This is a genomic window from Microbacterium aurum (genome assembly GCF_016907815.1).
In the GTDB taxonomy this organism is placed as follows: Bacteria; Actinomycetota; Actinomycetes; order Actinomycetales; family Microbacteriaceae; genus Microbacterium; species Microbacterium aurum.
Genome location: NZ_JAFBCQ010000001.1, coordinates 485,677 through 510,989, shown reverse-complemented (window position 1 = coordinate 510,989; position 25,313 = coordinate 485,677). Strand labels below are relative to the sequence as shown.

General features: G+C 69.0%; 23 protein-coding genes and 2 pseudogenes. 6 read left to right on the top strand and 19 right to left on the bottom strand.

Annotated features, from left to right (window positions below; translation table 11 throughout):
• Positions 1 to 16: 16 nt before the first annotated feature.
• The 5 genes from JOD60_RS02515 to JOD60_RS02495 all read right to left on the bottom strand — a co-directional run bounded on the left by JOD60_RS02515 (position 17) and on the right by JOD60_RS02495 (position 4,795).
• Positions 17 to 838 carry an NAD(P)-binding domain-containing protein gene (locus JOD60_RS02515; protein WP_232321669.1) on the bottom strand — a complete coding sequence of 274 codons (822 nt, stop codon included), beginning with the start codon at positions 836 to 838 and terminating at the stop codon, positions 17 to 19.
• Positions 839 to 849: 11 nt separating this feature from the next.
• Positions 850 to 1,518, bottom strand: a complete 669-nt coding sequence (locus JOD60_RS02510) for a DsbA family protein (RefSeq protein ID WP_076688290.1) — start codon at positions 1,516 to 1,518, stop codon at positions 850 to 852.
• 90 nt (positions 1,519 to 1,608) lie between these two features.
• Positions 1,609 to 2,061 carry a hypothetical protein gene (locus tag JOD60_RS02505; RefSeq protein WP_076688288.1) on the bottom strand — a complete coding sequence of 151 codons (453 nt, stop codon included), beginning with the start codon at positions 2,059 to 2,061 and terminating at the stop codon, positions 1,609 to 1,611.
• 215 nt (positions 2,062 to 2,276) lie between these two features.
• Entirely contained in the window at positions 2,277 to 4,382 is a 2,106-nt protein-coding gene (locus JOD60_RS02500; RefSeq protein WP_076688286.1) for a heavy metal translocating P-type ATPase, read from the bottom strand.
• Positions 4,379 to 4,795: a hypothetical protein gene (locus JOD60_RS02495; RefSeq protein WP_198159209.1), complete on the bottom strand. Its 417-nt coding sequence runs from the start codon at positions 4,793 to 4,795 to the stop codon at positions 4,379 to 4,381. The genes JOD60_RS02500 and JOD60_RS02495 overlap by 4 nt, the downstream gene beginning before the upstream one ends.
• Here JOD60_RS02495 and JOD60_RS02490 point away from each other — a divergent pair.
• Positions 4,742 to 5,597, top strand: a pseudogene (locus JOD60_RS02490) (IS5 family transposase). The gene JOD60_RS02495 and the pseudogene JOD60_RS02490 overlap by 54 nt on opposite strands.
• Before the next feature lie 65 nt (positions 5,598 to 5,662).
• On the opposite strand, the gene cmtR reads toward JOD60_RS02490, so the two are convergent.
• From cmtR to JOD60_RS02450, 8 genes are all read right to left on the bottom strand, one after another.
• Positions 5,663 to 5,998 carry a Cd(II)/Pb(II)-sensing metalloregulatory transcriptional regulator CmtR gene (cmtR, locus tag JOD60_RS02485; protein ID WP_067165134.1) on the bottom strand — a complete coding sequence of 112 codons (336 nt, stop codon included), beginning with the start codon at positions 5,996 to 5,998 and terminating at the stop codon, positions 5,663 to 5,665.
• A 7-nt stretch (positions 5,999 to 6,005) separates the two neighbouring features.
• A complete protein-coding gene (locus tag JOD60_RS02480) occupies positions 6,006 to 6,989 on the bottom strand; it encodes a bile acid:sodium symporter (RefSeq protein WP_232321668.1) in 984 nt (327 codons plus the stop codon).
• A 426-nt stretch (positions 6,990 to 7,415) separates the two neighbouring features.
• Positions 7,416 to 8,942: a multicopper oxidase family protein gene (locus JOD60_RS02475; RefSeq protein WP_084201854.1), complete on the bottom strand. Its 1,527-nt coding sequence runs from the start codon at positions 8,940 to 8,942 to the stop codon at positions 7,416 to 7,418.
• Positions 8,935 to 11,556 (bottom strand): heavy metal translocating P-type ATPase, encoded by a 2,622-nt coding sequence (locus JOD60_RS02470; RefSeq protein WP_076688278.1) that lies wholly within the window; start codon positions 11,554 to 11,556, stop codon positions 8,935 to 8,937. The genes JOD60_RS02475 and JOD60_RS02470 overlap by 8 nt, the downstream gene beginning before the upstream one ends.
• On the bottom strand, positions 11,556 to 14,018 hold the full coding sequence (locus tag JOD60_RS02465) for a phosphoketolase family protein (protein ID WP_076688276.1): 2,463 nt from the start codon (positions 14,016 to 14,018) through the stop codon (positions 11,556 to 11,558). Before JOD60_RS02465 ends, JOD60_RS02470 begins: the two co-directional genes overlap by 1 nt.
• Before the next feature lie 58 nt (positions 14,019 to 14,076).
• On the bottom strand, positions 14,077 to 14,937 hold the full coding sequence (locus JOD60_RS02460) for a F510_1955 family glycosylhydrolase (RefSeq protein ID WP_060959933.1): 861 nt from the start codon (positions 14,935 to 14,937) through the stop codon (positions 14,077 to 14,079).
• 117 nt (positions 14,938 to 15,054) lie between these two features.
• Positions 15,055 to 15,669, bottom strand: a complete 615-nt coding sequence (locus JOD60_RS02455) for a DUF305 domain-containing protein (protein WP_076688274.1) — start codon at positions 15,667 to 15,669, stop codon at positions 15,055 to 15,057.
• 100 nt (positions 15,670 to 15,769) lie between these two features.
• Positions 15,770 to 16,240 (bottom strand): DUF6153 family protein, encoded by a 471-nt coding sequence (locus tag JOD60_RS02450; protein ID WP_036286051.1) that lies wholly within the window; start codon positions 16,238 to 16,240, stop codon positions 15,770 to 15,772.
• A gap of 164 nt (positions 16,241 to 16,404) precedes the next feature.
• Here JOD60_RS02450 and JOD60_RS02445 point away from each other — a divergent pair, with 164 nt between their 5' ends.
• The 4 genes from JOD60_RS02445 (at position 16,405) to JOD60_RS02430 (ending at position 19,116) form a co-directional block, all read left to right on the top strand.
• Positions 16,405 to 16,860, top strand: a complete 456-nt coding sequence (locus JOD60_RS02445; RefSeq protein WP_056207388.1) for a DUF6153 family protein — start codon at positions 16,405 to 16,407, stop codon at positions 16,858 to 16,860.
• A 648-nt stretch (positions 16,861 to 17,508) separates the two neighbouring features.
• Positions 17,509 to 17,925 carry a M23 family metallopeptidase gene (locus JOD60_RS17100; RefSeq protein ID WP_307823835.1) on the top strand — a complete coding sequence of 139 codons (417 nt, stop codon included), beginning with the start codon at positions 17,509 to 17,511 and terminating at the stop codon, positions 17,923 to 17,925.
• Positions 17,925 to 18,815: a prolipoprotein diacylglyceryl transferase gene (lgt, locus tag JOD60_RS02435; protein ID WP_005049593.1), complete on the top strand. Its 891-nt coding sequence runs from the start codon at positions 17,925 to 17,927 to the stop codon at positions 18,813 to 18,815. Before JOD60_RS17100 ends, lgt begins: the two co-directional genes overlap by 1 nt.
• Complete coding sequence (locus tag JOD60_RS02430) at positions 18,799 to 19,116, top strand: cytochrome c biogenesis ResB family protein (RefSeq protein ID WP_372430787.1); 318 nt, start codon at positions 18,799 to 18,801, stop codon at positions 19,114 to 19,116. The genes lgt and JOD60_RS02430 overlap by 17 nt, the downstream gene beginning before the upstream one ends.
• 190 nt (positions 19,117 to 19,306) lie before the next feature.
• Here the strand turns inward: JOD60_RS02430 and JOD60_RS17275 are convergent.
• From JOD60_RS17275 to JOD60_RS02420, 3 genes and pseudogenes are all read right to left on the bottom strand, one after another.
• Positions 19,307 to 19,594, bottom strand: a pseudogene (locus tag JOD60_RS17275) (DUF6597 domain-containing transcriptional factor); the annotation flags it as partial.
• A gap of 60 nt (positions 19,595 to 19,654) precedes the next feature.
• On the bottom strand, positions 19,655 to 20,641 hold the full coding sequence (locus tag JOD60_RS02425; protein ID WP_076688269.1) for an IS481 family transposase: 987 nt from the start codon (positions 20,639 to 20,641) through the stop codon (positions 19,655 to 19,657).
• Positions 20,642 to 20,723: 82 nt separating this feature from the next.
• Positions 20,724 to 21,518, bottom strand: a complete 795-nt coding sequence (locus JOD60_RS02420) for an alpha/beta fold hydrolase (RefSeq protein WP_076688267.1) — start codon at positions 21,516 to 21,518, stop codon at positions 20,724 to 20,726.
• 59 nt (positions 21,519 to 21,577) lie between these two features.
• Here JOD60_RS02420 and JOD60_RS02415 point away from each other — a divergent pair, with 59 nt between their 5' ends.
• A complete protein-coding gene (locus JOD60_RS02415; RefSeq protein WP_076688265.1) occupies positions 21,578 to 22,258 on the top strand; it encodes a winged helix-turn-helix transcriptional regulator in 681 nt (226 codons plus the stop codon).
• Between the two features lie 61 nt (positions 22,259 to 22,319).
• On the opposite strand, the gene JOD60_RS02410 is transcribed toward JOD60_RS02415, so the two are convergent.
• Genes JOD60_RS02410 through JOD60_RS02400 form a run of 3 tightly spaced genes read right to left on the bottom strand, consistent with a single transcriptional unit; the run spans position 22,320 to position 25,286 of the window.
• On the bottom strand, positions 22,320 to 24,599 hold the full coding sequence (locus JOD60_RS02410) for a heavy metal translocating P-type ATPase (RefSeq protein WP_060960785.1): 2,280 nt from the start codon (positions 24,597 to 24,599) through the stop codon (positions 22,320 to 22,322).
• Complete coding sequence (locus tag JOD60_RS02405; protein ID WP_051498747.1) at positions 24,596 to 24,955, bottom strand: heavy-metal-associated domain-containing protein; 360 nt, start codon at positions 24,953 to 24,955, stop codon at positions 24,596 to 24,598. The genes JOD60_RS02410 and JOD60_RS02405 overlap by 4 nt, the downstream gene beginning before the upstream one ends.
• Before the next feature lie 46 nt (positions 24,956 to 25,001).
• Entirely contained in the window at positions 25,002 to 25,286 is a 285-nt protein-coding gene (locus JOD60_RS02400) for a metal-sensitive transcriptional regulator (RefSeq protein WP_005049572.1), read from the bottom strand.
• Positions 25,287 to 25,313 lie beyond the last annotated feature (27 nt).

Sequence of the window (25,313 nt, the reverse complement as noted above, 5' to 3'; positions counted from 1 at the left end):
TCCTTCGAGATGAACCTCACCCCTTACACAGACCATCTGATACCCCCGCCTGCGTGCCATCGGCGAAGGTCACCCCGGCGCCGGCCGCGTCCTGCACCGCAGCTGCGATCGTGACCCCGACGCGGCGCAGCTGCTCATAGCTGTCGCCGAAGATCGGCTCGGGGCGACGCTCCCGCGAGAACAGCGGCACCCTCTCCCCCGCCGCGGCGGGATAGCTCATCGCGGGGCGATGCTGCCGCCGGGTTCGCACGGACAGCGTCACGGTGTGCGACGCGGACAGTTCGCGGGCCAGCTGCACGCCGCTGTTCCCGCCGCCCACGATGAGGAGGTCGCCGACGGGGATCTGCTTCGGGTACAGGTACTCGCTGCTGTGCAGCACTACCCCGGGCACCGTCAATCGGGGTGCCCATTCCGGAATCCGCGGGTGCGCGGCCGCGCCCGTCGCGCAGATCACGTTGCGGGTCTGCACCTCCCCTGCCGTCGTCGACAGCAGCAAAGTCGAACCATTCCCGCGGTGCTCCACCCCGGTCGCCTGGATGCCCCAGACCGTCTCCACGCCCAGCCCGGCTTCCACGAAGGTGAGGTAGTCCGCCATCTCGTCCACTCGCGGATGCCGGCGCTGGTCCCCCAGCAGCCGCCGCGGAGACAGCGCGCTATGCCGGGCGTCGCTGAGAAGCTCCATCGAATGCCACCGTGAGGACCAGGAACGCTGCCCCGTGCTGGCGGCGTCGATCACCACGAACTCGTGCTGCGGCCGCAGCCCTTCCGCGCTCAGAGCCGCGGCAACCGCGAGCCCGGACTGCCCGGCGCCGACGATGATCGCCCGCCGATGCGTCAAACCCGCCCTCATCACTGGCCACCGTTCACCGCAGCCTGGATGGCGTTCTCGAGGTCGTCCCACTCCTGCAGCTCGAGCAGCTCACCGTCGAGGAAGAACGTCGGTGTGCTGCTCACGCCGAGCGCCTGGCCCTCCTCGAAGTCCAGCTCCACCCGCTCCGTCGTGGCCGGGTCCGCCACGGCGGCGTCATAGGCGGCCATGTCCAGACCGATCTCCTCCGCGAAGCCGCGGAACAGGTCGGCGCGAGATTCCTGCGCCTCTCCCCACTCCGCTTGCGTCTCGAACAGCCGGACATACATGTCCTCGAACCGGTCCTGTTGCGCGGCCGCTTCCGCTGCGACCGCCGCGTTCTTGGAGTTGAAATGGCCCGGCAGCGGGAAGTAGCGGACCACATATGTGATCTCCCCCGCGAACTGCTCCCGCAGATCCTCCACGATCGGGAAGAACGCGCCACACGCCTCGCACTCGAAGTCGAGGAACTCGACCAGGGTGACAGCGCCCTCCCCGCCGTCGTCGAGGACATGCGAGCTCTCTCGCACCACCTGCGGGGATGCGTCACCGCCCCCCGATGAAGGTGGAGCGGTCTGGCTCTGATTGACAAGGACGTAGATCAACGCGGCGACCACCATCACCACCACTACGGCTATGGTGACGAGTGTCGCCTTCACAGGGGTTTTCATCGGGTACTCCAAACCAAGACACGGCACAGGACAGAACCCGGGCACGCAGCCCGGGACGAAGCGCCACCCGGAAGGGCGGCGTGCCAGATGTCAGGTTCGGGAAAGGCCCAACTGAGTCAGCGAGAAGACGATCGGGTGAGCACGGGCGGCCGGCGCCGGAAGCAGCGAAGGCATTCGTGGTCCGTCACCGAGCACCGGAGGTATCCGCCGACGCCACAGTCCTCGCAGCACCACCATGAACGTCAGCCCGCACAACACGCCGAGTATGCACAGCGCAGCGCCCACCAACGCGTCCGGCCCAGAAGCGACGGCACCGGCGACCGCCTCATGCTCGGCCGGGGCGTCTGCCACGGGCTCGACATGCGGGTCCATCAACCCAGAAATCACCAGCGGGACAGGAGTCGAACCGTCCGCCTCTGTGTGACCCGTCGCTGCCAGACCCAGCATCAGCAGCAACGCCAAACCGACGCTGGTAATGAGCCTCATTATCAACAACTGCTCATTCAGCGTCACGGATTGCGGAGTCCGGGCCGAAGAGACCATCGCCCACAGCCTACCGTGCGCACCTAAACCCATTCGGAGCCCGGTTCACCCGAGCACGGGAGCGCCGGCAGCGCCGGCCGGGTCCGGCGCGGCTAGCCGGTCAACCAGGACGATGACGACGGCAACGGTGGCGAAGGTGGCTTTGATGGGGGTCTTCACAAGGGCCGGTTCCAAGTCGGGCGGTGTTCTGCCACCGCGGGGCGAGGGGTCGGTGGTCAGGCGTGGGCGGGTTCGGGCTGGCGAGCGGGCACCGTGGCGAGTTGCCGTAGCGCAGCGGGGCGACGGGCGGCGCGGACGCCATTGAGGATGACGACGACCTCGGCGATCTCATGCACCAGCACGACGCCGGCGAGCCCGAGGATGCCGAACAGGGCGAGCGGGAACAGCGCGACGATGATCGCCAGAGCCAGACCGATGTTGGCGGTCATGATGCGTCGGCCGCGGCGGGCGTGGGCGAGGGCGCCGGGGATGAGGCGGAGGTCGTGGCCGATGAAGGCGACGTCGGCGGACTCGATCGCCGCCGCGGAGCCTTTCACACCCATCGCGATCCCGACCGTCGCCGTCGCCAGTGCCGGGGCGTCGTTGATGCCGTCGCCGACCATCGCGGTCGGTTGCTGCGTGACGAGCGCCTCAATCGCGGCGGCCTTGTCGGCGGGCAGCTGCTCGGCGCGAACGTCGGTTACGCCCGCCTCGGCGGCGATGGCGTGGGCGGTGCGGGTGTTGTCGCCGGTGAGCATGATGGTCTCAATGCCCTGCGACTGCAGCATCCGGACCGTCTCGGCCGACTCCGGGCGCAGCTCGTCCCGCACGCCGATCAGGCCGGCGATCTGCCCGTCCGCCTCGACCACGACGACGGTCATGCCCTGCGCGGCAATCGCCCCCGCGTTCAACTGCTGGCCGGCGGGATGGAGCCAGCGGACATTGCCGACCCGGATCGCCCGGCCGTCGACGGTCCCGGTGATGCCATGCCCGGCCTCCTCGACCACCTCCGTTGCGGGGCTGGCGACGGGTGCGGCCGCGATGATGGCCGCGGCGAGGGGGTGGGTGCTGGTGGCCTCCACGGCGGCGGCCCAGGCGAGCAGGTCGTCGCGGGTGATACCGGGTGCGGGCTGGACGTCGACGACGGTGGGCTCGTTGCGGGTGAGGGTGCCGGTCTTGTCGAGGGCGACGGCGCGGATCGTGCCGAGCTGCTCGAACGCTTCACCTGACTTGATGACGACGCCGAACTTTGACGCCGCTCCGATCGCGCTGATCACCGTCACGGGCACCGCGATGGCCAGCGCGCACGGGGATGCCGCAACCAGGACGACGAGGGCGCGTTCGATCCAGGTCCACGGGTCGCCGACCAGCAGCCCGAACAGGGCGACCACGGCAGCGGCGATCAGGACGACGGGAACGAGCGGCTTCGCGATCCGGTCGGCGAGGCGTGCCCGGTTGCCCTTGCGGGCGTGGGCCTGCTCCACGAGGGCGACGATCTGGGTGAGGGAGTTGTCGCGGCCGTCCGCAGTTGCCTCGATCCGCAACGTCGCCGCCCCGTTGACCGAACCGGCGGCGACCGGATCGCCGGGGCCGACCTCGACCGGGATCGACTCGCCCGTGATCGCCGACGTGTCCAGGCTCGACCTACCCTCCACGACCACGCCGTCTGTGGCGATGCGATCGCCGGCACCGATGACGAGGATGTCCAGCTCACGCACGTCCGCGGCGGGGATCGTGACGTCGCTGGTTAGGCGGGAGACGCGGACAGTGTCGGGGATGAGGGACAGAAGGGCGCGCAAGCCTTCCTTGGCGCGGTCCATCGCCCGGTCTTCAAGCGCCTCGGCCAGGGAGAACAGGAACGCCAGGGTCGCGGCCTCGCCAACGTGGCCGAGCAGGACCGCGCCGATCGCGGCGATGGTCATCAGCAGCCCGACCCCGAGGCGACCGCGGATGAGGCGGCGGATCGCGCCGGGGACGAAGGTGTAGGCGCCGGCGAGCAGCGCCGCCCACTGCAGCACCAGCGCCGGGATGTGCAGACCAGTCCACTCGAACGTGTATCCGGCGAGGAGGAACAGCCCGGACAGCGCGGAGGGAAGCAACGCGAAGTCGCGCCACCAGGGCGGGCGGACCTCCGGCTCCTCGTCCGCCTCGGTGGGGGTGGTGGCGAGGTCGGGGCCGCAGCAGGCATCGCCCGCATCGTGCACCGCGCTTGGCGCCGCGGTCTTGGAGGAGGGTTCCGCGGCGCAGCAGGCGTCACCGGTCGAGAGCGGCCGGGACAGTTCGATGCGCCGGACCGTACCGGGCTTGCGCGGCTCGTTGGGGCCGCAACACTCTTCGCTCACTGCACGCTCTCCTTCGTTGCGGGGGCGGGCGTCTGCTCTAGGAACGTGAGCGCGGCCAGTGCGTCATCGGTGCCGGTAACGGAAAGGGGCAGGTCGGGGTGGGTCGTGTCGATCGCCCAAGTCGCGAACGCGCAGCAGGACTGCTCGGTGCGGACCAGCTCCGTCAGCCGGGCGGTCGCGTCGTCGATCTTTGGGTAGTGGACGGTGATCTGGGCGGCCGTCCTGTCGATGTCGAGGAGGTAGTCGTCGTTGAATTCCTGCCACGCGGCTAGGCCGTGTTGATCAAGAGGTTTCGCTCCCGGCTGGGTGAGTCTTAAGCGGTGACGCGACAGGAGATCTCTGACGAGGTGTGGGCCGTGATGGAGCCGTTGATGCCGACGGCGTCCGGGAGGTCGAGGCCGTGGGCGGATCATCGGTTGGCTGTCGAGGGGATGGCGTGGAAGTACCGCACCGGGGCTCCGTGGCGGGATGTGCCGGACCGGTTCGGGAAGTGGAACTCGATCTACAAGCGGTTCAACCGTTGGGCCGTGGACGGCACCTGGGAGAAGCTGCTGGCCGAGGTGCAGAAGCGGGCCGACGCCGCGGGGAAGATCGACTGGGTCGTCTCGATCGACTCCACGATCGCTCGTGTGCATCAGCACGGCGCGACCCTGAAGCGGGACACAGGGGGCTCTGCCGAATCACAAGAATCCGTGGTTCGAGCCGCCTGATCACGGGATCGGACGCTCCCGTGGCGGGCTGACGACCAAGCTGCACCTGGTCTGCGACGGTCGCGGCCGGCCGCTGGGGATGATGATCACCGGCGGGAACATCAACGACACCACGATGATGACCGCAGTACTCGAGGACATCCGCGTCCCCCGCGACGGGAAGGGCAGGCCACGGACCCGCCCGGACCGGGTGCTCGCCGACAAGGGGTACCCGTCGAAGGCGAACCGTGCTTGGCTCCGCGACCGCGGTATCGCGGCGACCATCCCGGAGCGTGATGACCAGGTCGCGCACCGCCGCAAGAAGCCGGGCCGGCCGATCGACTTCGGCGAACAGCAGAAGGAACGCTACAAGGGCCGCAACGTCGTCGAGCGCTGCTTCAACCGGCTCAAGCAGTGGCGCGGCATCGCGATGCGCTCCGACAAGCTCCTCCGCAGCTACCGAGCCGCCGTCAGCCTCGCCGCGACGCTCATCTGGATCAAATCAGACTTGATCAACACGGCCTAGCTGTGCAGCACCAGCGCCGGGCGTCAGCGTGCAGGCCACCGGCAGCAGGTCACGGTCGATGAGGCTCATGCGCAGCACTCGCACTGATCGTCCATGCACGGGGCGCCCTCGTCGACGGCGACGACCGCCTCGAGCAGCTGTCGCAACCCCTGGGTCAGATGCGGGTCGGCGATCTCATACCGGGTGCGCCGACCTTCCGGTGTGGCGACGATCAACCCGCAGCCCCGCAGGCACGTCAGATGATTCGAGACGTTCGTGCGGGTCAGCTCGAGATCTCGTGCCAGCTCAGCCGGGTAGCCGGGAGCGTCCAGCAGTGTGAGGAGGATCCGGGAACGGGTCGGGTCGGCCATCGCCCGACCCAGCCGGTTCATCACATCGAGGCGAGAAGTAAGAGTCAGCACAGGCTGACTATACATTCTCCGCTGTACTAATGCGAGGGCGGATGAGTCGCGGTACCCCGGCGACCATGACCACCATTGCGACGAGCTCCACCAAGGTCTGAGTCACTACAACCAACGGCGTCAGAGCGAAAGATGCCGGCAGCGCGAGAGCGAGCGGGAGCACGACCAGCGAGTTGCGGGTGACCCCGCTGAACGTGGCCGCCCGGCGGCTGGGAACATCCAAGCGTGCCGCGCTCCCGAGGAGCGCACCGAGTGGTGCCACGATTAGGAAGAACACGACGAACACGGGAACCGCGATTAGCAGCTGGCCGAGAGCGCTGCTCACGCCGAAGACCTGCGAGCCGATCACCACGGCGAGAGTCAGCATCATCAGCGGCACCATTGCCGCCAGCACCACGCCCTCGATCGCGCGGCCGGCACGGAACCGTTTCGCCAGCAGCTGCGTGGCGGCGGCGAGAACGAGCGGCAGCACGATCAACAACAGAAATGCCTCCACGAACGGATGCGGGTCGAACGCACCCACCACCTCGGCGCCGGCCATCAGCCACAGGTACACCGGCAGCAACACGATCTGCAGAAGCATCAGCAGGGGCGTGGCAGCAAGCAGCCGCGCACGTGCACCGCCAGCCAGGCCAGTGAACACAATCACGTAATCCACACACGGCGTCAGCAGCACGAACAACACCCCAACGAGCACCGCCTGATCAGCCGCCACGGCGCGACTCAACCCGAACACGACCACCGGCACGACGACGAAGTTCAGGACGAGCACGACGCCCAGGAACCGCCAATCCGTGAAGGCCCGGCCGATCGCCGTGAACGGCACCCCCAGGAACGTCGCGTACAGCAACAACCCGAGCACGGGATTGATCGCCGACTCGAGCGGATCCGCCACCGCCGGCACGAGTAGACCGACCACCGCACCCACGGCGATCGCTGCGAGGTAGAGCACTACCTGATGCCGCTCCCACCACTCCACAGCTGTGCACACGAGCACAAGCCTGTCGAATGTAGCCGGTTCGCCCCTAATCGAGTGAGCGAGTAACCCTTCACCCCCAGCCAATGGCAGGACTGCTAGGTGCATGCCAACTACCCGCGGAATCTGTCATTTCGGATAGGAACCGACACGGCACTTACACGCATCGTTCTCACCAATCTTTCGGATCCGCCACTTGTCCGCCACTTCATCTAAGAATCCGCCATCTTCGCCGAGAACCTACAAGGGGTGTAGGTTCCCGGTCAAGGTGGCGGAGAACTCGGGGATTCCACGCTAATTGGCAGCAGTTTCGTCAGCAGGATTCCGCGCGAAATGGCAGATCCCTACATAAGAGTAGGAAGTCCACTTAGACTTGACGTCCGCCGCCGCCGTCCGATCGCCCGCGCGATCATCCTCCCGTGCTGGGGATGAACGCGCGGTTCATGACTGGTATCCGAGCACCGTGGTCATGCCGGTCTCGGCGTGGTAGATGTTATGGCAGTGCGCGACCCACTGGCCGGGGTTGTCGGCGTCGAAGTCGACTGTCAGGGTCTGGCCCGGGAGGATGATGGAGGTGTCCTTCCGGGGGCCGCCGTTCGCGTGCTGGTAGGTGTGGCCGTGCAGGTGGAACGGATGCCACATCTCGGTGTCATTGCGGATCCGCAACTGCACCCGCTCCCCCATACTGACCGCGTGCGCGTCCCGCAACGGGTCGTTCATGTCGAACCGGCGCCCATTGATCCCCCAGTCGTACGCCTCCATCCCCCCGGTCAGCGCGAGGTGCACGACCCGGTCGGGGGATGCCTGGTGCAGGGTGACGGAGGCGGTCGCGCTCAGTCCGGCAGCGGTGCCGACCCTGCCGGTGCCGAGCTCGGCGACGGGGACGTCGCTGGCCGGAGCCGTGCCAGCGGCGGTGCGAACGAGCGCGAACGCGCGATCCTGCTTGCCTTCCGCGTCGGCGACGACAGGGAACACCCCATCGTCCAGGGTGACCTGCAGGTCGTAGCGTTCGCCCATCCCGATCAGGACACTGTCGACCTCGACAGGATCCACCGGGAACCCGTCGGTGTGGGTGATCGTCAGGGTGTGGCCGCCGATCGCGAACCGGAACGCGGTGTCGCTGCCGGCGTTGATGACACGGATCCGCACCCGGGCACCAGGAGTGCCGGTGAATTGGGCGGGGTCGGCTTTGGGTTTGCCGTTGATGAGGTAGTGCGGGTAGTAGACGTCGCCGGCGTCGCCGCCGAGCAGGTCGGAGGTGGCGCCCATCAGCAGGTTCCCCATCCGCATGAACATGTCGCCCATCCCGCCCATGTCTCCCATGCCCTTCGAGAGGTCGGTGAGGACCTGGTCCGGGGTGGCGGTGACGCCGTCGAGCCAGTCGTCGAGGATCAGCACCCACTCGTCGTCCCACGTCACCTTCTCGTCCGGGTCGTCGATGATGAGCGCACCGTAGAGGCCGTGGTCCAGTTGCGGGCCGACGTGGGGGTGGAACCAGTAGGTGCCCGGATGCGGGGTGACGAACTCGTATGCGAACTGTCCGCCCGGGGCGATGGGGGCTTGGGTTACCGGAGGGACCCCATCCATGTCGTTGCGGAGGGCGAGTCCGTGCCAGTGCACGGAGGTGTCCGCGTCGAGCTGGTTGCGGACGGTCGCTTTCAGCGTGTCGCCTGCGGTGAGCCGGATTACCGGGGCGGGGATACCTCCGAACGCCCAGGTGGCGGCGGCGGTACCGGCCAGGTCGAGCGTGGTGGGGGCGGTGAGGTCGACGGTGGTGACTCGGCCGGTGCCGCCGCGGTTCTTCTCCGTGCCGGACACCGCTGCGCCGGTGGGTGTCACCCATTGCGGCGCGGGGGTGCAGGAGGCGAGCACGGCTGCCGCGACGGCGCCCAGTCCGAGTCCGAGCACACCTCGTCGGGTCAGCAGCATCGGGGAGGACGGTGTGGGAGAGAGCGGACGGTCAGGCATGTTCGGGCTCCTTCTGCATGGTCGTCGCAGCGGGCGCCTGGGCGGGCAGGCGGAGCCGCTTGAGGAGGAGGGCGTTGACGGCGACGATCACGGAGGAACCGGACATCGACAGGGCGGCGATCTCCGGGGACAGCATGATCCCGAACGCCGGGTAGAACACGCCAGCGGCGATGGGGAGGGCGGCGGCGTTGTATCCGATGGCCCAGCCCAGGTTCTGCCGCATCTTTCGCAGTGTGCCCTTGCCGATCTTGAGTGCGATCGCAACATCGAGCGGGTCCGAGCGCATCAGGACCACGTCGGCGGTCTCGATGGCGACGTCGGTGCCGGCGCCGATCGCGATGCCGAGGTCGGCCTGGGCGAGGGCGGGGGCGTCGTTGACGCCGTCGCCGACCATCGCGACCTTCTTGCCCGTCTTCTGCAGCTCGGCGACCTTCGCGGACTTGTCCTCGGGGAGCACATCCGCGATCACGGTGTCGATGCCGAGGAGAGCGGCGATCCGGTCGGCGGTGGGCTTGTTGTCCCCGGTGAGCATTGCGACCTCGACGCCCTGCTCGTGGAGAGCGTCGATCGCGGTCTTTGCGGTGTCCCGGGGTGCGTCGGCGAGACCGATGATCCCGGCGACTTGCCCGTCCACGGCGAACAGGATCGCGGTGCGGCCGGACCCAGCCAGGTCCTGCTGAGCGGCCTGCACCCCGCTGATGTCGATCCCCTCCCCGGTGAGAAGGCGCGGGTTGCCGAGGACGACCTGTCGACCGTCGACGGTGGCGATCGCGCCCTGCCCGGTGACGTTTCGGAACGCGGTCGCGGTGCGACGGGGGATGTCGCGGGCGTCGGCGTAATTCACGATCGCTTTCGCCAGAGGATGCTCGGATTCCCGCTCCAACGCGACCGCGAGGGAGAGAGTCTCGAGGTCGTCGTCGCCGACGGGGATGTAGTCGGTGACCTCCGGCTCCCCCTTGGTGAGGGTGCCGGTCTTGTCGAACACGACCGTGTCGATGTGGGCGGCGGTTTCGATCCCGGAGGCGTTCTTGAACAACACGCCCCGTTTCGCGCCGAGCCCGGTGCCGACCATGATCGCCGTCGGGGTGGCGAGGCCGAGCGCGTCGGGGCAGGTGATGACGACGACGGTGATAGCGAACAGGATCGCCATCGGGATTGCAGCGCCGGCGAGCAGCCACACCAGGAAGGTGAGGGTGCCGCCGATCAGGGCGACCAGGACGAGCCAGAACGCTGCCCGGTCGGCGAGGCGCTGCCCGGGGGCTTTGGAGTTCTGCGCCTCTTGCACGAGCTTCACGATCTGCGCCAACGCCGTGTCCGAGCCGACTTTGGTGGCTGTGACGCGGAGGGTGCCGACGGTGTTCACGGTCGCTCCGATCACCTCCGACCCGGGCGCTTTGTCCACCGGCATGGACTCGCCGGTGACCATCGACTCGTCCACCTCGGACTCTCCGGATTCCACGACACCGTCGGTGGGGATCTTGGCCCCCGGCCGCACCAGCATCAGATCCCCCGGGACGACCTCGCTGGTGGGGATCTCGACCTCCTGCCCGTCACGGATCACGACCGCCTGCGAGGGTGCGAGCTCCAGGAGGGTGCGGATGGCGTCGTTCGCGCCGCCGCGGGCGCGCATCTCCACCCAATGCCCCAGCAGCACGAATGTGGCAAGCACCGTGGCGGCTTCGTAGAACACTTCACCGCCGCCGGTGAGGGTGACCGCGAGGGAGTACAGCCAGCCAGCGCCGACACCGACCGCGACGAGCACCATCATGTCGAGGGTCTTCGCGCGCAGCGCCCGGTAGGCGCCGTCGAAGAAGATCCACGCCGAGTAGAAGATCACCGGCAGCGACAGGATCAGCATGAACACGTCATCGCGCAGCCCGAACGGTGCCGGCACCTCGAATCCGATCACCTCCCGCCCGATCGGAGACCACAGGGTGATCGGGATCGACAGGATCAGCGCGACCAGGAACCGGTTGCGCATGTCGCGGATCATCGCGTCCATCGACATCCCGCCGTGATGCCCACCGTGGCCCATCATCTCCTGCGCACTGTGACCCGACGCTGCACCCTGATCGTGCCCACCCGCGGCCGCGGTGTGACCGGCGTGCTCGACGTGGTGACCGGCATGCTCACCGTCATCCGCCGTCGCCGACGGGGCGTGCGTGTGGTCGTGGCCAGCGGCGTGATCGTGGACGGGGTCGTCGTGATAGCCCGCAGGACCCTTATGGCCCGCGTGGCTGGCGTGACCCGTGGCATCCGTGTGGCCCTCGTGCGCGTCGTGACTCGCGTGCGGTTCTTGTGCGCCCTCAGCTGCGGGGCCGTGGTGGGCGCTGTGGTCGTGCGCACCCTCGTCGTGCGGGTCGTGCGCGGGGTCGCAGATATGGTCGGGGACGGACTGGCCGGCGCAGTGATACCCGCAGTCGATGACCCACTGCTGCAGGTGCGCGACCGAGGTGGTGTCGGGGTCGTAGGTGACGGTCGCGGTCTGCGAGACCGGGTTCGCGTCCACGGCGATCACCCCGGGTTGGCGGCTCAGGTGGGCTTCGGTGACGTTCTTGGAGGTCGCGCGGAGCATACCGCTGACTTGAAGGGTCACGGTTTTGGTGTCGTTCATCACAGTTCCTTCCCGATGACGGGGTCGGTGGCGGGTGTATCAGTGTCGGGGTGAGGCCATTCCCAGTCGGCGACGGCGGGGATGTCGGTGCCGTGCTGACGGGTGTGGGCGCGGGCGCGCAGGCGGGCGTCCTGCAGCTCCTGACGCAGCCCGGCTTGGCGGGCGGCCAGGCCAGGGACGTGGTCGAGGACGTCGATGGCGAGCTGGTAACGGTCGAGGTCGTTGAGCATGACCATGTCGAACGGGGTCGTGGTGGTGCCGCGCTCCTGGAACCCGTGCACGTGCAGGTTCTGGTGCCCGGCACGCTTGTAGGTGAGCCGGTGGATCAGCCACGGGTAGCCGTGGTAGGCGAAGACGACTGGCTTGTCGGGAGTGAAGATCGCGTCGAACTCCCGGTCCGGGAGACCGTGCGGGTGCTGGTCCTCGGATTGCAGCCGGGTCAGGTCGACCACGTTCACCACCCGCACTCTCAGGTCGGGGATGTGCTCGCGCAGCAGCGCCGCCGCGGCGAGGGTCTCGAGGGTGGGGACGTCGCCGGCGGCGGCGAGCACCACGTCCGGCTCGGTGCCTTCGGTTTCGGTGCCCGCCCACGGCAGGATCCCGAGCCCGCGGGTGCAGTGCTCGATCGCCTCGTCCATCGTCAGCCACTGCGGGGCGGGCTGCTTCCCGGCGACGACGACGTTGATGTACCCGGCCGAGCGCAGGCAGTGGTCGTAGGTGGACAGCAGCGTGTTCGCGTCGAACGGCAGGTAGACGCGGACGATGTCGGGGCTCTTGTTCAGGGCGAGGTCGATGAACCCGGGGTCCTGGTGAGAGAACCCGTTGTGGTCCTGCCGCCAGACGTGGCTGGAGAGCAGGTAGTTGAAGCTTGGGATCGGGTCCCGCCACGACACCTCCCGGGCCGCTTCGAGCCATTTGGCGTGCTGGTTGAACATCGAGTCGACGATGTGGGTGAACGCCTCGTAGCAGTTGAACAGCCCATGCCGGCCGGTAAGGACGTAGCCCTCGAGCCAGCCCTGGCACTGGTGCTCGCTGAGCACCTCCATCACCCGCCCAGTCGGGGCCAGGTGCTCGTCGACGGGCTCCACGGCCGCGTTCCACTGCTTGCCGGTGGCCTGGTAGACGGGTGGGGCGAGCCGGTTGGAGGCGGTCTCGTCCGGGCCGAAGATGCGGAAGTTGTCCGGGTTGTCCCGGATCACCCCCGCCAGCCACTCGCCCAGCACGCGGGTCGCTTCCCCGGTTCCCGCACCCCGCTCGGCCGGGTCGACCGGCTGCGCGTGCTTGTGGAAGTCCGGGAGCCGCAGCGGGACGGTGAGTTGTCCGCCGTTGCCGGCCGGGTTCGCGCTCATCCGCCGATCCCCGTCCGGGGCGATCGCGACCGTGGCCGGGCGGGGGGCGCCGGTCACGTCGAACAGCTCGTGCGGGCGGTAGGACGCCAGCCAGTCCTCGAGGATCCGCAGGTGCTCGGGATTGTCGCGGACCTCGGCGAGCGGCACCTGGTGTGCCCGCCAGGTGCCCTCCACCGGCAGACCGTCGATGATCTTCGGGCAGGTCCACCCCTTCGGGCTGCGCAGCACGATCGCCGGCCACGCCGGCCGCCCCTCCAGCGTCCCGGCCGCCGCGGCGGCCTTGATGTCCGCGATCTCATCCAGCACCGCATCCAGGACCGCCGCGAACGTCGCGTGGGACTCCTGCGGGGTCTCGCCATCGAAGCCGACCGTGACGACGTGGGGGTGATGGCCGTAGCCGCGCAGCAGCGCGACCAGCTCTTCCTCGGGGATGCGGGACAGCACGGTCGGGTTGGCGATCTTGTACCCGTTCAGATGCAGGATCGGCAGCACCACCCCGTCATGGGCGGGGTTGAGGAACTTGTTGCCGTGCCACGCGGTCGCCAGCGGCCCGGTCTCCGCCTCCCCGTCACCGATCACGCAGGCGACCAGCAGGTCGGGGTTGTCGAACGCGGCCCCGTAGGCGTGCACGAGGGAGTAGCCCAGCTCCCCGCCCTCGTTGATCGACCCGGGCGTTTCCGGGGACGCGTGCGAGGGGATCCCGCCCGGGAAGGAGAACTGCCGGAACAGCGCCCGCAGCCCCTCTTCGGTGCGGTCGATGCCCGGGTAGCGTTCGGTGTAGGTGCCGTCGAGGTAGGCGTTGGCGACCATGCCGGGTCCGCCGTGCCCGGGCCCGGTCACGTACAGGGTGTTCAGGTCGCGGTCGCGGATGGCGCGGTTCAGGTGGGCGTAGAGGAAGTTCAGGCCCGGGGTGGTGCCCCAATGCCCCAGCAGCCGCGGCTTGATGTCGTCCCGGCTGAGGCGGTGGCGCAGCAGCGGGTTACCCTGCAGGTAGATCTGCCCGATGCTCAGATAGTTCGCCGCCCGCCACCACGCATCCACCGCCGCCAACTGCTCGGCGGTGGCATCAGTGGTGCGGTGCGCCCACGCGGGGGGTGCCGGTGTGGGGGTCATGGTCGGTCTCCTTCCGATCCGCGACCGCTCGGGTCGCGCCAGGTGCGAATGACGGTGGTCATGGTGTTGCCGCCGGGATGAGAACGGTGGCGGTGGTGTCGCGGATCCAGACCACGCCGCGGTCATCGACCAGGACGATCGCACCGTCCCCGGTGACCCCGAGGGCTTGGACGGTTCCCGTGGTGGTGCCGACGTTCTCCCAGCCGGTGCCGACTAGGCGTCGCAACGTCCCGTCGGTGTCCACTCCGACCACCCCACCGGTTGGGTCGGTCTCCACCAGGTACAGCACTGGCGCGTCCGGCGCCGGGGTGAAGGTGGCGCCACCGTCGGTGCTGTGCTGCAGCCCGTCCTGGGTGGCGGCGTACAGGGTGCCGTCGGTCGCGGCGGCCAGGTCGACGGCGGGCAGCTCGGCACCGTCCGCCCAACTCTGCCCGCCGTCGCTGCTGGTGCGCAGCAGCAGCCGGGAGGATCCGATCCCGTACAGGGTGCCGTCGCCGGTGACGGTGAGGACGTGGAAGTCCTCTTCCCCGGTGAACGCGACCGGTTCCCACGAGGCGCCGGCGTCGAGGCTGCGGATGATGCCGAGGTTGGGGGCGCCGAGCTCCGCCGGGGTGGACGGGCCGGGGTGCCCGGACGCGTAGAGGGTGTCACCGGTAGCGGTCAGTCCCATCGCGTCCAGGTCGATGCCACCGACCGGGCCGGTGACGGTGCCGTCCTCGCCCAGCGTGTACAGGCCGGTGTGGGTGCCCAGCAGCACGGTGCTGTCACCGGCGTCGACGATGCCGTGCACATGCCCGAACCCGGCCGCGGTGCCCGCGGGGGCATCGGGCTCCGCAGGGGTGGTGCTGCAGCCCGTGAGCAGCAGCGCGACGGTGACGGTGGCCGTGATCGCCAGTCTGCGGGTGGTGGGAGAGATCATGAACGGAGGTCCTTTCCGTGCGGGTACGCCGGATACCGGTGACCGCACAGGGGTCGAGGGTGGGGCCTCGGACGGGACCGGCATCGGGAGCGCGGGTCCCGTCCGAGGGGTACCGGGTCAGAGGCTGGCGAGGATGTCCTGCATCGTGGTGATCTCGGCGGTCTGCCCGTCGATGATCTGCTGCGCGAGGGCGGCCACGTCCGGGTTCTGTCCGTCGGTGAGCACCGACTGCGCCATCGTCACGGCGCCCTGGTGGTGAGCGATCATGCCGTTCAGGAACAGGCGGGTCGCCTCGACCCCGGTCGCGGCATCCAGAGCGGCCATGTCGTCCTCCGACATCATCCCGCCGCCCATGTCCATGCCGTCCATCCCGGACATGGAGTCGTCGTACGGGACGCCCCACTCCTGAAGCCAGCCCTTCATGGTCTGGATCTCCGGGTCCTGTGCGGCCTTGATCTGCTCGGCGAGGGAGACGACTCGCTCGTCGATGCCGTCTTTCGCGAGGATCTGATCGGCCATCTCGATGGCCTGCTGGTGGTGCGGGATCATCATGGTCACGAACATCTCGTCCGCGGCGTTGAACGCGGCGGCGGACTGGGAGGGGGCGGTGCTGGTCATCCCCCCGGGTCCGTGGTCCATGCCGGGCATGGTGCCGTCGGTGGGGGCGCAGCCGGCGAGCACGAGCACGGTGGCCAGGGCGCCGGCGGTCAGCGTGAGAGTACGAAAACGCATCAGGGGTGTCCTTGTCTATTCAGTCGGTGAGGGTCTGATTCAGTGCCCGGGAGGGCAGGGTGCAGCATCCCCGGCAAGGGTCGCCGGGGTTCAGGCGGAATCAGGTGCGACTGATGGACAGGACAAGCAGTGAAGGCGGGCGGGGATGCGGCAATCCGACCAGCAGAGTCCGGGTATGGGAGCGCGAGCGGGCTACGGCGTATGTGAGAAGGGCACGGGACGTCGGGGCGAGCAGGACGATCACCGCGGCCAGCAGCGCCAGCACGCACACCATCATCAGCATCGAGTGATCCGGCATCCCCGCAGGGCTGCCGCACCCGTCCTGGCAATGCCCTCCAGCGCCCTCCGCCGCAGCTGCGGTCATCGGCGTATCGTCGGCGGCGGCTGGTGCGGAGCCGACCTGGCTGTGCGTGCTCATCGCGCTGGTCTCTGATGCCAGGGCGGGCTGGTGGGAACCGGTCAGGACGTGCATGGACAGCAGCCCGGTGATGATCGCCAGGGCGATCGGAGCGGCCAGCAGGAGCCGTCGCACCCCGGGGGTCAGACGCGCGTGCGAGCGAATCACGTTCACGACCGACCTCCTTCCCGTCCAGGGTAGCGGTGCCTTGCCTCCGCGACACGGTCAGAACACCACGCACGGGAGCGGGTGCCCCCTACCACTCAGCATATACCCATCCGGGGTATCCAGGATGGGTATCGCTTCGGGGATGGCTACCCGCCCGGGGTATGCTGGGCGTGATCGAGGAAGGGGCGTCGACGGTGAACCAGGTGGTGGCGCGACGGCGGGCACTCGGGTCCCGGCGTGCCCTGTGGTTCTACCTGGCCGCGGTGACCGCGATCATCGCGGGGCTGCTTGCGATGCATTCGCTGAGTCTGGAAGAGGACCAGGCGGGCACTGTCGTGTCCGCCTCCGCAGTCGTTGCGGCCCCCGATGCCGCCGCTGATGTCCTGGTCAGCGGGGTGGTGACGCCCTCGTGCGATGAGACGGTCTGCGGGACGTCTCATGCTTTCGCTGCCGTGACGTGTCTGCTCGCGTTGCTGACCCTGCTCATCCTGGTGCTCCCGGCCCGGGACGGGTGGATGTCGCTGCTGGCGTGGCTGCGATCCCTCCCCGGCAGGTCGAGCTCGTTCACGTCCGGGTCGCCTCTTCTGCGGCCCTCCCTGATCGTGCTGTCGATCAGCCGCACCTGATCAGCACCCCGCCCGCGCCCGCCGCCTGAGCCGCCGCCGGCGCGTGATGTCGCCGACGGTCCACGATGTGCGGCCCGCAGGCGAGCGCGACCCGTCTGCGGCAGCGCCATGGGTGATCCGATCCCGGATTCTCGCCGTGCACTCCGGGCCGCGGCTCCCGGTTGGACCGTGTGACGGCGACCGTGCGCACCTTCATCGTCCCCCTCATCCAGGAAAGTCTTGTATGCCCGAACCCGCCCCCTCCACCCCGACTCCCGGTACCGGAACGCGCCGTGCGGCGAGAGCCGCCCTGTCTTCCCCACCCGTCCAGACGCGACGCGATCGACGCCGTCGGCCCACCCGTGCCGCCCGGACACCTCGACACGCGCCGCGCCGCACGCTCACCCGATCCCGGATGCTCGCCGGCGCGGTGATGCTCCCAGTCGCGTCGATCGCCGGACTGCCGTTGCTGATCCCGTTGACGCCGGAGCCGGTGTTCGCCGTCGAGGCGACCCGCACCCCGGTGCGCGCCCAGTCGTTCACCACCCCCGACACCGTCACCGGGACGGTGATGGTGCGCGGGGACTACACGGTGGCGGTGACCGCCCCGTCGGGACCGAGTCGTACGCGCACACCGCGGACACATTCACCAACGACCCGGCATCGGCGGTGCAGTGGCCGTTCACCGTGGGAGTGCCGATCAGCAGCACGTTCGGGTACCGCACCCCGCCATGCCCGTCCTGCTCAAATTTCCATGCCGGACTGGACATGACCCCCGGGATCGGCACCCCGATCCAGGCGATCGCCGACGGGGTGGTCACCACCGAGACGGAGCAGGGCGGCGCGTACGGGGTGTACGTGGTGATCCGGCACGAGATCGACGGGCAGGTCGTGGAAAGCGCGTACGCGCACATGCGGGAAGGGTCCCTCGCCCTGACCCCGGGACAGACCGTGCGGGTGGGGCAGATGGTCGGCCGGGTCGGGGACAGTGGACGCAGCTTCGGCGCACACCTGCACTTCGAGATCCGCACCGGAGGCGAAGCGGTGGACCCGCTGGCGTGGCTTCCGGCGAGGGTGAGGCCCTGATGGACGCACTCCTCATTGTGGCTCCGGCGCTGATCCCGAGCCCGGGGATCAGCTTCGTTCAGGTCGGTCCGTTCCAGATCCGGTTCTACGCGCTGGCGATCCTGGCCGGGATCGTGCTGGCGGTGCTGATCACCGGCCGTCGGCTGCGGGCGGTCGGGCACCCGGCCGGGGTCGTGGTGGATGTGGCGATGTGGGCGGTGCCGTTCGGGATCCTCGGCGCCCGGATCTACCATGTGCTCACCCATCCCGGCGACTACTTCTTCCCTGGCGCGGACCTGTGGCGGGTGCTCTACATCTGGGAAGGCGGGATCGCAATCTTCGGTGCGATCCTGGGCGGGCTGGTCGGGATTGTGATCGGCACCCGTCGCGCCGGGATCCCGGTGCTGCTGTTCCTGGACGCGCTCGCGCCGGGGATGCTGGTCGCCCAGGCGGTGGGACGGCTGGGGAACTACTTCAACCAGGAGCTGTTCGGCCCGCCCACCACCTTACCGTGGGGGCTGCAGATCGACCCCTCAGCCCCCGCGATCCCGCCGGGGACCCCGGCGGGGACCCTGTTTCATCCGCTGTTCCTGTACGAGCTGCTGTGGAACCTGGCCGGTGCCGCCGTGATCGTGCTGCTCGAGCAGCACCGCCGCCGGCACGGCCGGATCACGCTGGGCGCCGGGCGGAGTCTGGGCGTGTACCTGCTGTGGTACGGGGCGGGGCGGGCGGTGCTGGAGTCCATCCGGCTGGATCCCACCGAGCTGCTCGCCGGCGGGCTGAAAGCGAACGTGCTCACCGCCCTGGTGGCCGCCGTACTGGGGGTCGGGCTGCTCGCCCACGCCTCCTGGCGCGCCCGCCGCCGCGCACCCGTCCGGGGGAGGGGGGATGCGCGTGTCGATCCGCAGTGAGCAGGCCCCGCAGCTGCCCGCCGATCACGTCGACCGGCCGGTGGAGGAGCGCACGAATCCGCGCCTGAGCGTGTCGGGGTGGGCGCGGTGGGCGTGGCGGCAGCTGACCAGCATGCGCACCGCCCTGGTGTTGTTGCTGCTGCTCGCGGTGGCCGCGATCCCCGGGTCGTTGATCCCGCAACGCTCCTCCGACCCGAACGGGGTGATCCAGTTCGACAAGACCAACCCGGGCTGGATGTGGGCGGTGGACCTGCTGCAGCTGCACGACGTGTTCGGGTCGGTGTGGTTCTCCGGGGCGTGATCGCCCGTCCCGCCTCCCGGAGGGGTGCGGGACCGATCGTCCACGCCAATAGGTGCGACAGCAGCACCCGGTTCAGCCCGTCCACCGGGTGCGCGGACGAGGCCGCGTCGCGGACGCCGGCGACAAGACCCGCGTCGAAGACGTCGTCTGCCGCGGCCCATTGTCGTCCGGCGAAGGCACTGACGTCCCCGAACGGGGCTAGGCCCCACCACGGGAACCTGACGCACCAGACTTGCATGGCGCCCTCGGCTGTCAGAACTAGCGGACGATCGAGTGTCCCGATCGCGACACATGTCGGTAGCTCAACGCCCGCGTCCGTGTAGGGGGCGGCAAGCTGGACGACGAGCTCGACCGTGCCGTCAGGCATCACCGTCTCGACATCCTCATCGCTGTACGCCCGCTCGTATGTCCACGCGCACGTCACCCACTCGGACAAGCCGGGATGGAGCCCTTCCTCCCGATAGATAACCGGAGCCACCCGACTATCATCCCGCTCGACGAGCCGAGCGCCCGTCAACAACCTCCTGGCCAGCAACAGCTAGTTGTACTGACCGGGGACGTTGATCAAGCGTGAGAACGGCGGCTGGTTCCCGCAGGCCGTGTGGGGCCGGTGCTGGTTGTAGTAGTGCAACCAGCCCTCGAGCTCGCCCCGTCGTTCGGCCTCAGACGTGTAGCAGCGGGCATAGGCCCAGCCGTCAGCCAGGGTGCGATGGAAGCGCTCGATCTTTCCGTTGGTCTGCGGCCGATACGGGCGGGTGCGCTTGTGCCGGATGCCGAGTTCTGCGCAGGTGTCACGCCACAGGTGTGAGCGATAGGCGCCGCCGTTGTCGGACAGGACCCGTTCGACGATCACGCCGCGGGCGTTGAACCATTCGACGGCCCGGACCAGGACGGCGGTGGCCGTTTGGGCGGTTTCGTCGTCGTGGATCTCGGCGTAGGCGACTCGGGAGTGGTCGTCGATGACGGTGTGGACATAGGCCTTGCCCATCAACGGGTCCCGGTACTTGTTCCTGGGTTTGTCGGGTGTGGCGGCGCGGTTCTTCGCGCCTTGCTGCCGGCCGACATAACGCCAGCCGCCCCCGTCGGGGATGTTGCCGAGCTTCTTCACATCGACATGCAGCATCGCGCCGGGATGGTCGTGCTCGTAGCGGCGGATCGGTTCTCCGGTGGCGCGGTCGACGTGCGTGAGCCGGTTGAGATGGACTGAAACGAGGATCCTGTGGACGGTCGACGGGGCGATCCCGAGCCGACAGGCCAACTGCACGGGTCCCTCTCTCAGGCGCAAACGCAAGCTGATACAGCGTTTCGCGATCCTGGCGATGGTCCTGTTCGGCGAGCGATGGGGTCGTGAGCTTCTGTCCTGCATGGATTGGCCATTGCGATAACGCTCGGACCAGCGTTTGACGGTTGGCCAGGAAACCTGGAAGCGAGCGGCTACCTCGCTGATCGGCCAGCCCTCGTCTATGACCAGACGGGCGACGATCAGGCGGTGGCGCGGGGTGAGTGCTGCGTTGGCGTGAGACATGGGGCTCCTGCAATTGCTGGACGGGGCCCACCCGATCAGGATGGGCCCCGTCCAGGGAGTATGGATGTGCGGTTGCGTTTGGTCAGGCTTGCTGGTCAGAGTGATTGCGGATCGCTGCCAGCTGCACTTCCGCGGGAATGCCATGCCACTCGCCGGGAAGCTCGTGCAGCGTCGACTGTGGAAGCGCCTGCTCCAACTCGGCGGCCCACCGCTTGAGCCGCGGGGCGGTGTGGGTGCTGACCATCAGCACTGTCGGGGTCGCGAGGCCTTCGAACCGCTGGGCGTTGCAGCCAGGAAGGAAGGTCAACTCGTGCAGGCTGGCCGGGACGTCTGCGAGGTGCTGCTCCAAGGTGGGAATCTGCCCAACGATGTCGGCGGGGATGCCGACGACATCGCGAAGGTAGTAGTCGCGAGCCTGCTGCCGGTCACGCGCCAGCAGGTCCTTCATCCGGGCCCGCTCAACGGCCAGGGTGCCGGGCTCGAACAGCGGCGGCTCGAGCAGGTACAAGGTGCGGATGGGTGCGCCAGCCTGGGCAGCGAGCAGCGCGAGGTCGGCGCCCGAGGAGAACCCGTACACGTCGACGGTGGCGCCGAGATGCTGGGCGATCAGGGTGATGTCGTTGATCTCCTGGTCGACCGTGTAGCAGTCGGGGTCGGAGCCGGGCGGCAGGGTGCTCTTCCCTGTGCCACGACGGTCATAGGTGGTCACCGTGAAGCACGTGGCGAGGGTGGTGGCCAGGTCAGGCTGGGGGTCGATCGTCCGCGAGCTGGCGACGCTGGGAACGATGAGGAGTTGGGGTCCGCTGCCCTGAGTGGTCAAGGCAAGGGTGGCCCCGTCGGCTGTGGTGAGGACGGTGTCCGTCGGCTGCGCATTCATGAACTATATTAAACATAGTAACAACTATGTTGTCCATAGCTGATGGGTAGGCTTGTCATATGCCCATCAAGAAGACCTACGCGGAGCATGGAGACGCTTGCGCCTCAGCGCACGGCATCGAGCTCATCGGTGACGTGTGGACCTATCCCATCCTGCGGGAACTGTTCCTTGGGCCCAAGCGGTTCTCGGAGCTGTCCTTACTGCTGCACGGCGTGACCCCAGCCGTATTGACAGCCCGCCTACGCGACCTGGACACCAGGGGCCTTGTGCAGCGACTTGACACGACGTCGCCAGCTGGGGGCTCGATCTACCAGCTGACGAGCTGGGGCCACGAGCTGGAGCGCCCCTTGGAGGGCATTGCCAGGTGGGCTCAGTCGTCGCCCACCTGGGATCCCAGCGGCGGCCTGACACCCGATGCGGCGGTCCTCGCCATGAAGACGATGGCCGCAGGCCTCACCTCACCTGGCAGCACGCTCGAGTTCGACCTGACACTGTTCGACAGTCGCTGCACGCGGCCGCAGGACTACACCTACCGCGTGAAGCTGGACGGGACAGGCCTGCTCGTCGTGCGGGAGTCGACTGTCATCGATGACGCCGACCTGCGTTGTGACTCAACCCTCTGGGCAAACCAGCTGTTCGATCCGAACTGTCCGATTATTGGCACGAGCAAGGACAGCGCAGGTCCGGTGGGGCGGTTCGTCGCTGTGTACCAGGCATCGCTTCAGTCGGTCGAGAATTAGCGCGGCACCATCGGTGACCTCTCACCCTGCCTGCTTCAACCAATGTGTCCGGTCAGTACAGTTAGGCCTGGACGGGCGCGGGCTCTCGGGTGGCGGGGGCGCCGGCACGGGTCGGGGTGGGCAGGGGGCGGAAGCGGCGCAGGCGGAGGCTGTTGGTGACGACGAACACGCTGCTGAACGCCATTGCCGCGGCGGCGAGGATGGGGTTGAGCAGGGCGAGCATCGCGACCGGGATCGCGGCGACGTTGTACGCGAACGCCCAGAACAGGTTCCCCTTGATCGTGCCCAGGGTGCGGCGGGCCAGCCGGATCGCGTCCGGGACCAGCATCAGGTCGCCGGAGACGATGGTCAGGTCCGCGGCGGTGATGGCCGCGTCGGTGCCGGTGCCCATCGCGATCCCGAGGTCGGCGGCGGCGAGGGCTGCGGCGTCGTTGACGCCGTCGCCGACCATCGCGACCACCCGGCCCGCGGCCTGCAGGTCGCGGATGGTGTCGAGCTTGCCCTGCGGGGTGACCCCGGCGCGGACGTCCTCGATCCCGGCCTGGTTGGCGATCGCGCGGGCGGCGCCGGGGTTGTCGCCGGTGAGCAGGATCGGGGTCAACCCGAGCTCCCGGAGCCGTGCGACCGCCTCACGGCTGGTGGGTTTGATGGTGTCGGCGACGCTGATCGCCCCGCGCACCTGCCCGTCCCACGCCACCACCGTCACCGTCGCCCCCGCCGCCTCGTCCGCCGCGATGGTCGCGGCGAGCTCGGCGGGGATGGGGAGCGCCCATTGGGTGGTGATCCAGGAGGCGCGGCCGGCGGCGACCAGGCGGCCGTCGACGATGCCCTGCACGCCTTGACCGGCCTCGGCGGCGAATGACTCCACGGCATCCGTCGGGCCGTCGGCTGCGGCGGTGATGGCGCGGCCGATGGGGTGCTCGGAGCCGTGCTCGAGCGCCGCGGCGAACCGGATCAGCTCCGCCTCATCGGTGCCGGGAGCGGGGTGGATGCCGGTGACGGTCATGGTGCCGGCGGTGATGGTGCCGGTCTTGTCGAGCACGACGGTGTCGATGCGGCGGGTCTGCTCGAGCACCTGGGGTCCGCGGATGAGGATGCCCAGCTGGGCGCCGCGGCCGGTGCCGACCAGCAGAGCGGTCGGCGTCGCCAGCCCCAGCGCACACGGGCAGGCGATGATCAGGGTGGTCACCGCGGCGGTGAAGGCGACCTCCAAGGGCGCCCCCGCGATCAGCCACCCGGCGAACGCGGCCAGGGCGAGGACGATGACGATGGGGACGAAGACGGCCGACACCCGGTCGGCGAGGCGCTGCACCTGGGCCTTGCCGGTCTGCGCCTCCTCGACCAGCCGCGCCATCCGGGCCAGCTCGGTGTCGGCGCCGACGCGGGTGATCTGCACGAGCAGGCGCCCGCCGGTGTTCACAGTCGCGCCGACCACGCGGGAGCCGGGGGCGACTTCGACCGGCACGGACTCGCCGGTCAGCATCGACTCGTCCACCGCGGACATTCCCTCGGTGACGAGGCCGTCGGCGGGGATCTTCTCACCCGGCCGCACCACCACGACATCACCCGGAACGAGCTGTGCGACGGGGACGCGCTGCTCAGTGCCTTCGCGGAGGATCACTGCGTCCTTGGCGCCGAGCTCCAGCAGGGCGCGCAGGGCCTCGCCGGACTGCCGCTTGGCACGAACCTCGAGGTAGCGGCCGAGGAGGATGAACACGGTCACCAGCGCGGCGACCTCCAGGTACACCTCGTGGCCACCGGCCTGCGGGGTGCCGACGAAGGTGACGCTCATCCGCATTCCCGGCATCCCCGCACCGCCGAAGAACAGCGCGTACAGCGACCAGCCGAACGCGGCCAGCACCCCGACGCTGATCAGAGTGTCCATCGTCGCCGCCCCGTGCCGGGCATTGATCGCCGCGGCGCGGTGGAACGGCCACGCCCCCCACACCACCACCGGCGCGGCCAGGGTGAGCGTGAGCCACTGCCAGTAGGTGAACTGCAGGGCGGGGATCATCGACAGCACCGCGACCGGCACCGCCAGCACCGCCGAGACGATCAGCCGCTGCCGCAGCGACGCCAGCTCATCGTCCCGCGGGATGGTCTGCTCAGCCGTGTCGGGCACAGGCGGGGCTGGGAGGCTCGCTCCGTACCCCGCCTGCTCGACCGCCGCGATCAGCTCCTCCACCGGCACCGGGGCCTCCGAGTGCACGCGGGCCTTCTCGGTGGCGAAGTTGACCGTCGCCTCCACCCCGGGCAGCTTGTTCAGCTTCCGCTCGACCCGCGTCGCGCACGACGCGCAGGTCATCCCGGTGATGTCGAGATCGACGTCCAGCGTGCTCATGAGGCTGCGGCGAGGCTGTACCCGGCCTCCTCCACCGCCGCCCGCACCCGCTCCGCATCCACCGGCGTCGCGCTGGACACCGTCACCGTGGACACGCCACCGGCGTGCAGATCGACCGCGACGTCGGAGACACCGTCGATCGCGGAGACCTCCTCGGTGACGCTACGCACGCAGTGCGCGCAGGTCATCCCCTCCACCAGGAACTGCGCCGACACGGTCTCACCCGCCGCCGTCTGCTGCGCCGGCGCGCCGGTGTCGGTGGCTGCCGTGGCGTGGGAGGTGGGGCTGCAACAGGCGCAGCCACCGCCGGTGCTGGTCGCCTGCAGGCCGAGGTCCTGGAATCCCTGTCCGGTCATGATGTGCTCCCTTCAAGAGCGTTGAACGATGTGAGTGGGGACGACGTTAGGAGCGCACGAGGCGCGCGATCGCGGCGTTCGCCTCGCGGAGCTTCTCCTCCGCGAGCGGGCCGCCTTCGGCGGTCGCCTGCGCGACGCAATGCGCGAGGTGGTCTTCCAGCAGCGACAGCGCGACGGACTCCAGCGCCTTCGTCGCCGCCGACACCTGGGTCAGCACGTCGATGCAGTACACGTCCTCGTCGATCATCCGCGCGATCCCGCGCACCTGACCCTCCGCGCGGCTCAGCCGCGCCAGCAGCGCCGGCTTGTTGTCCACATACCCGTGTGCCATCTCGCACCTCCACCCACAATCTACCAT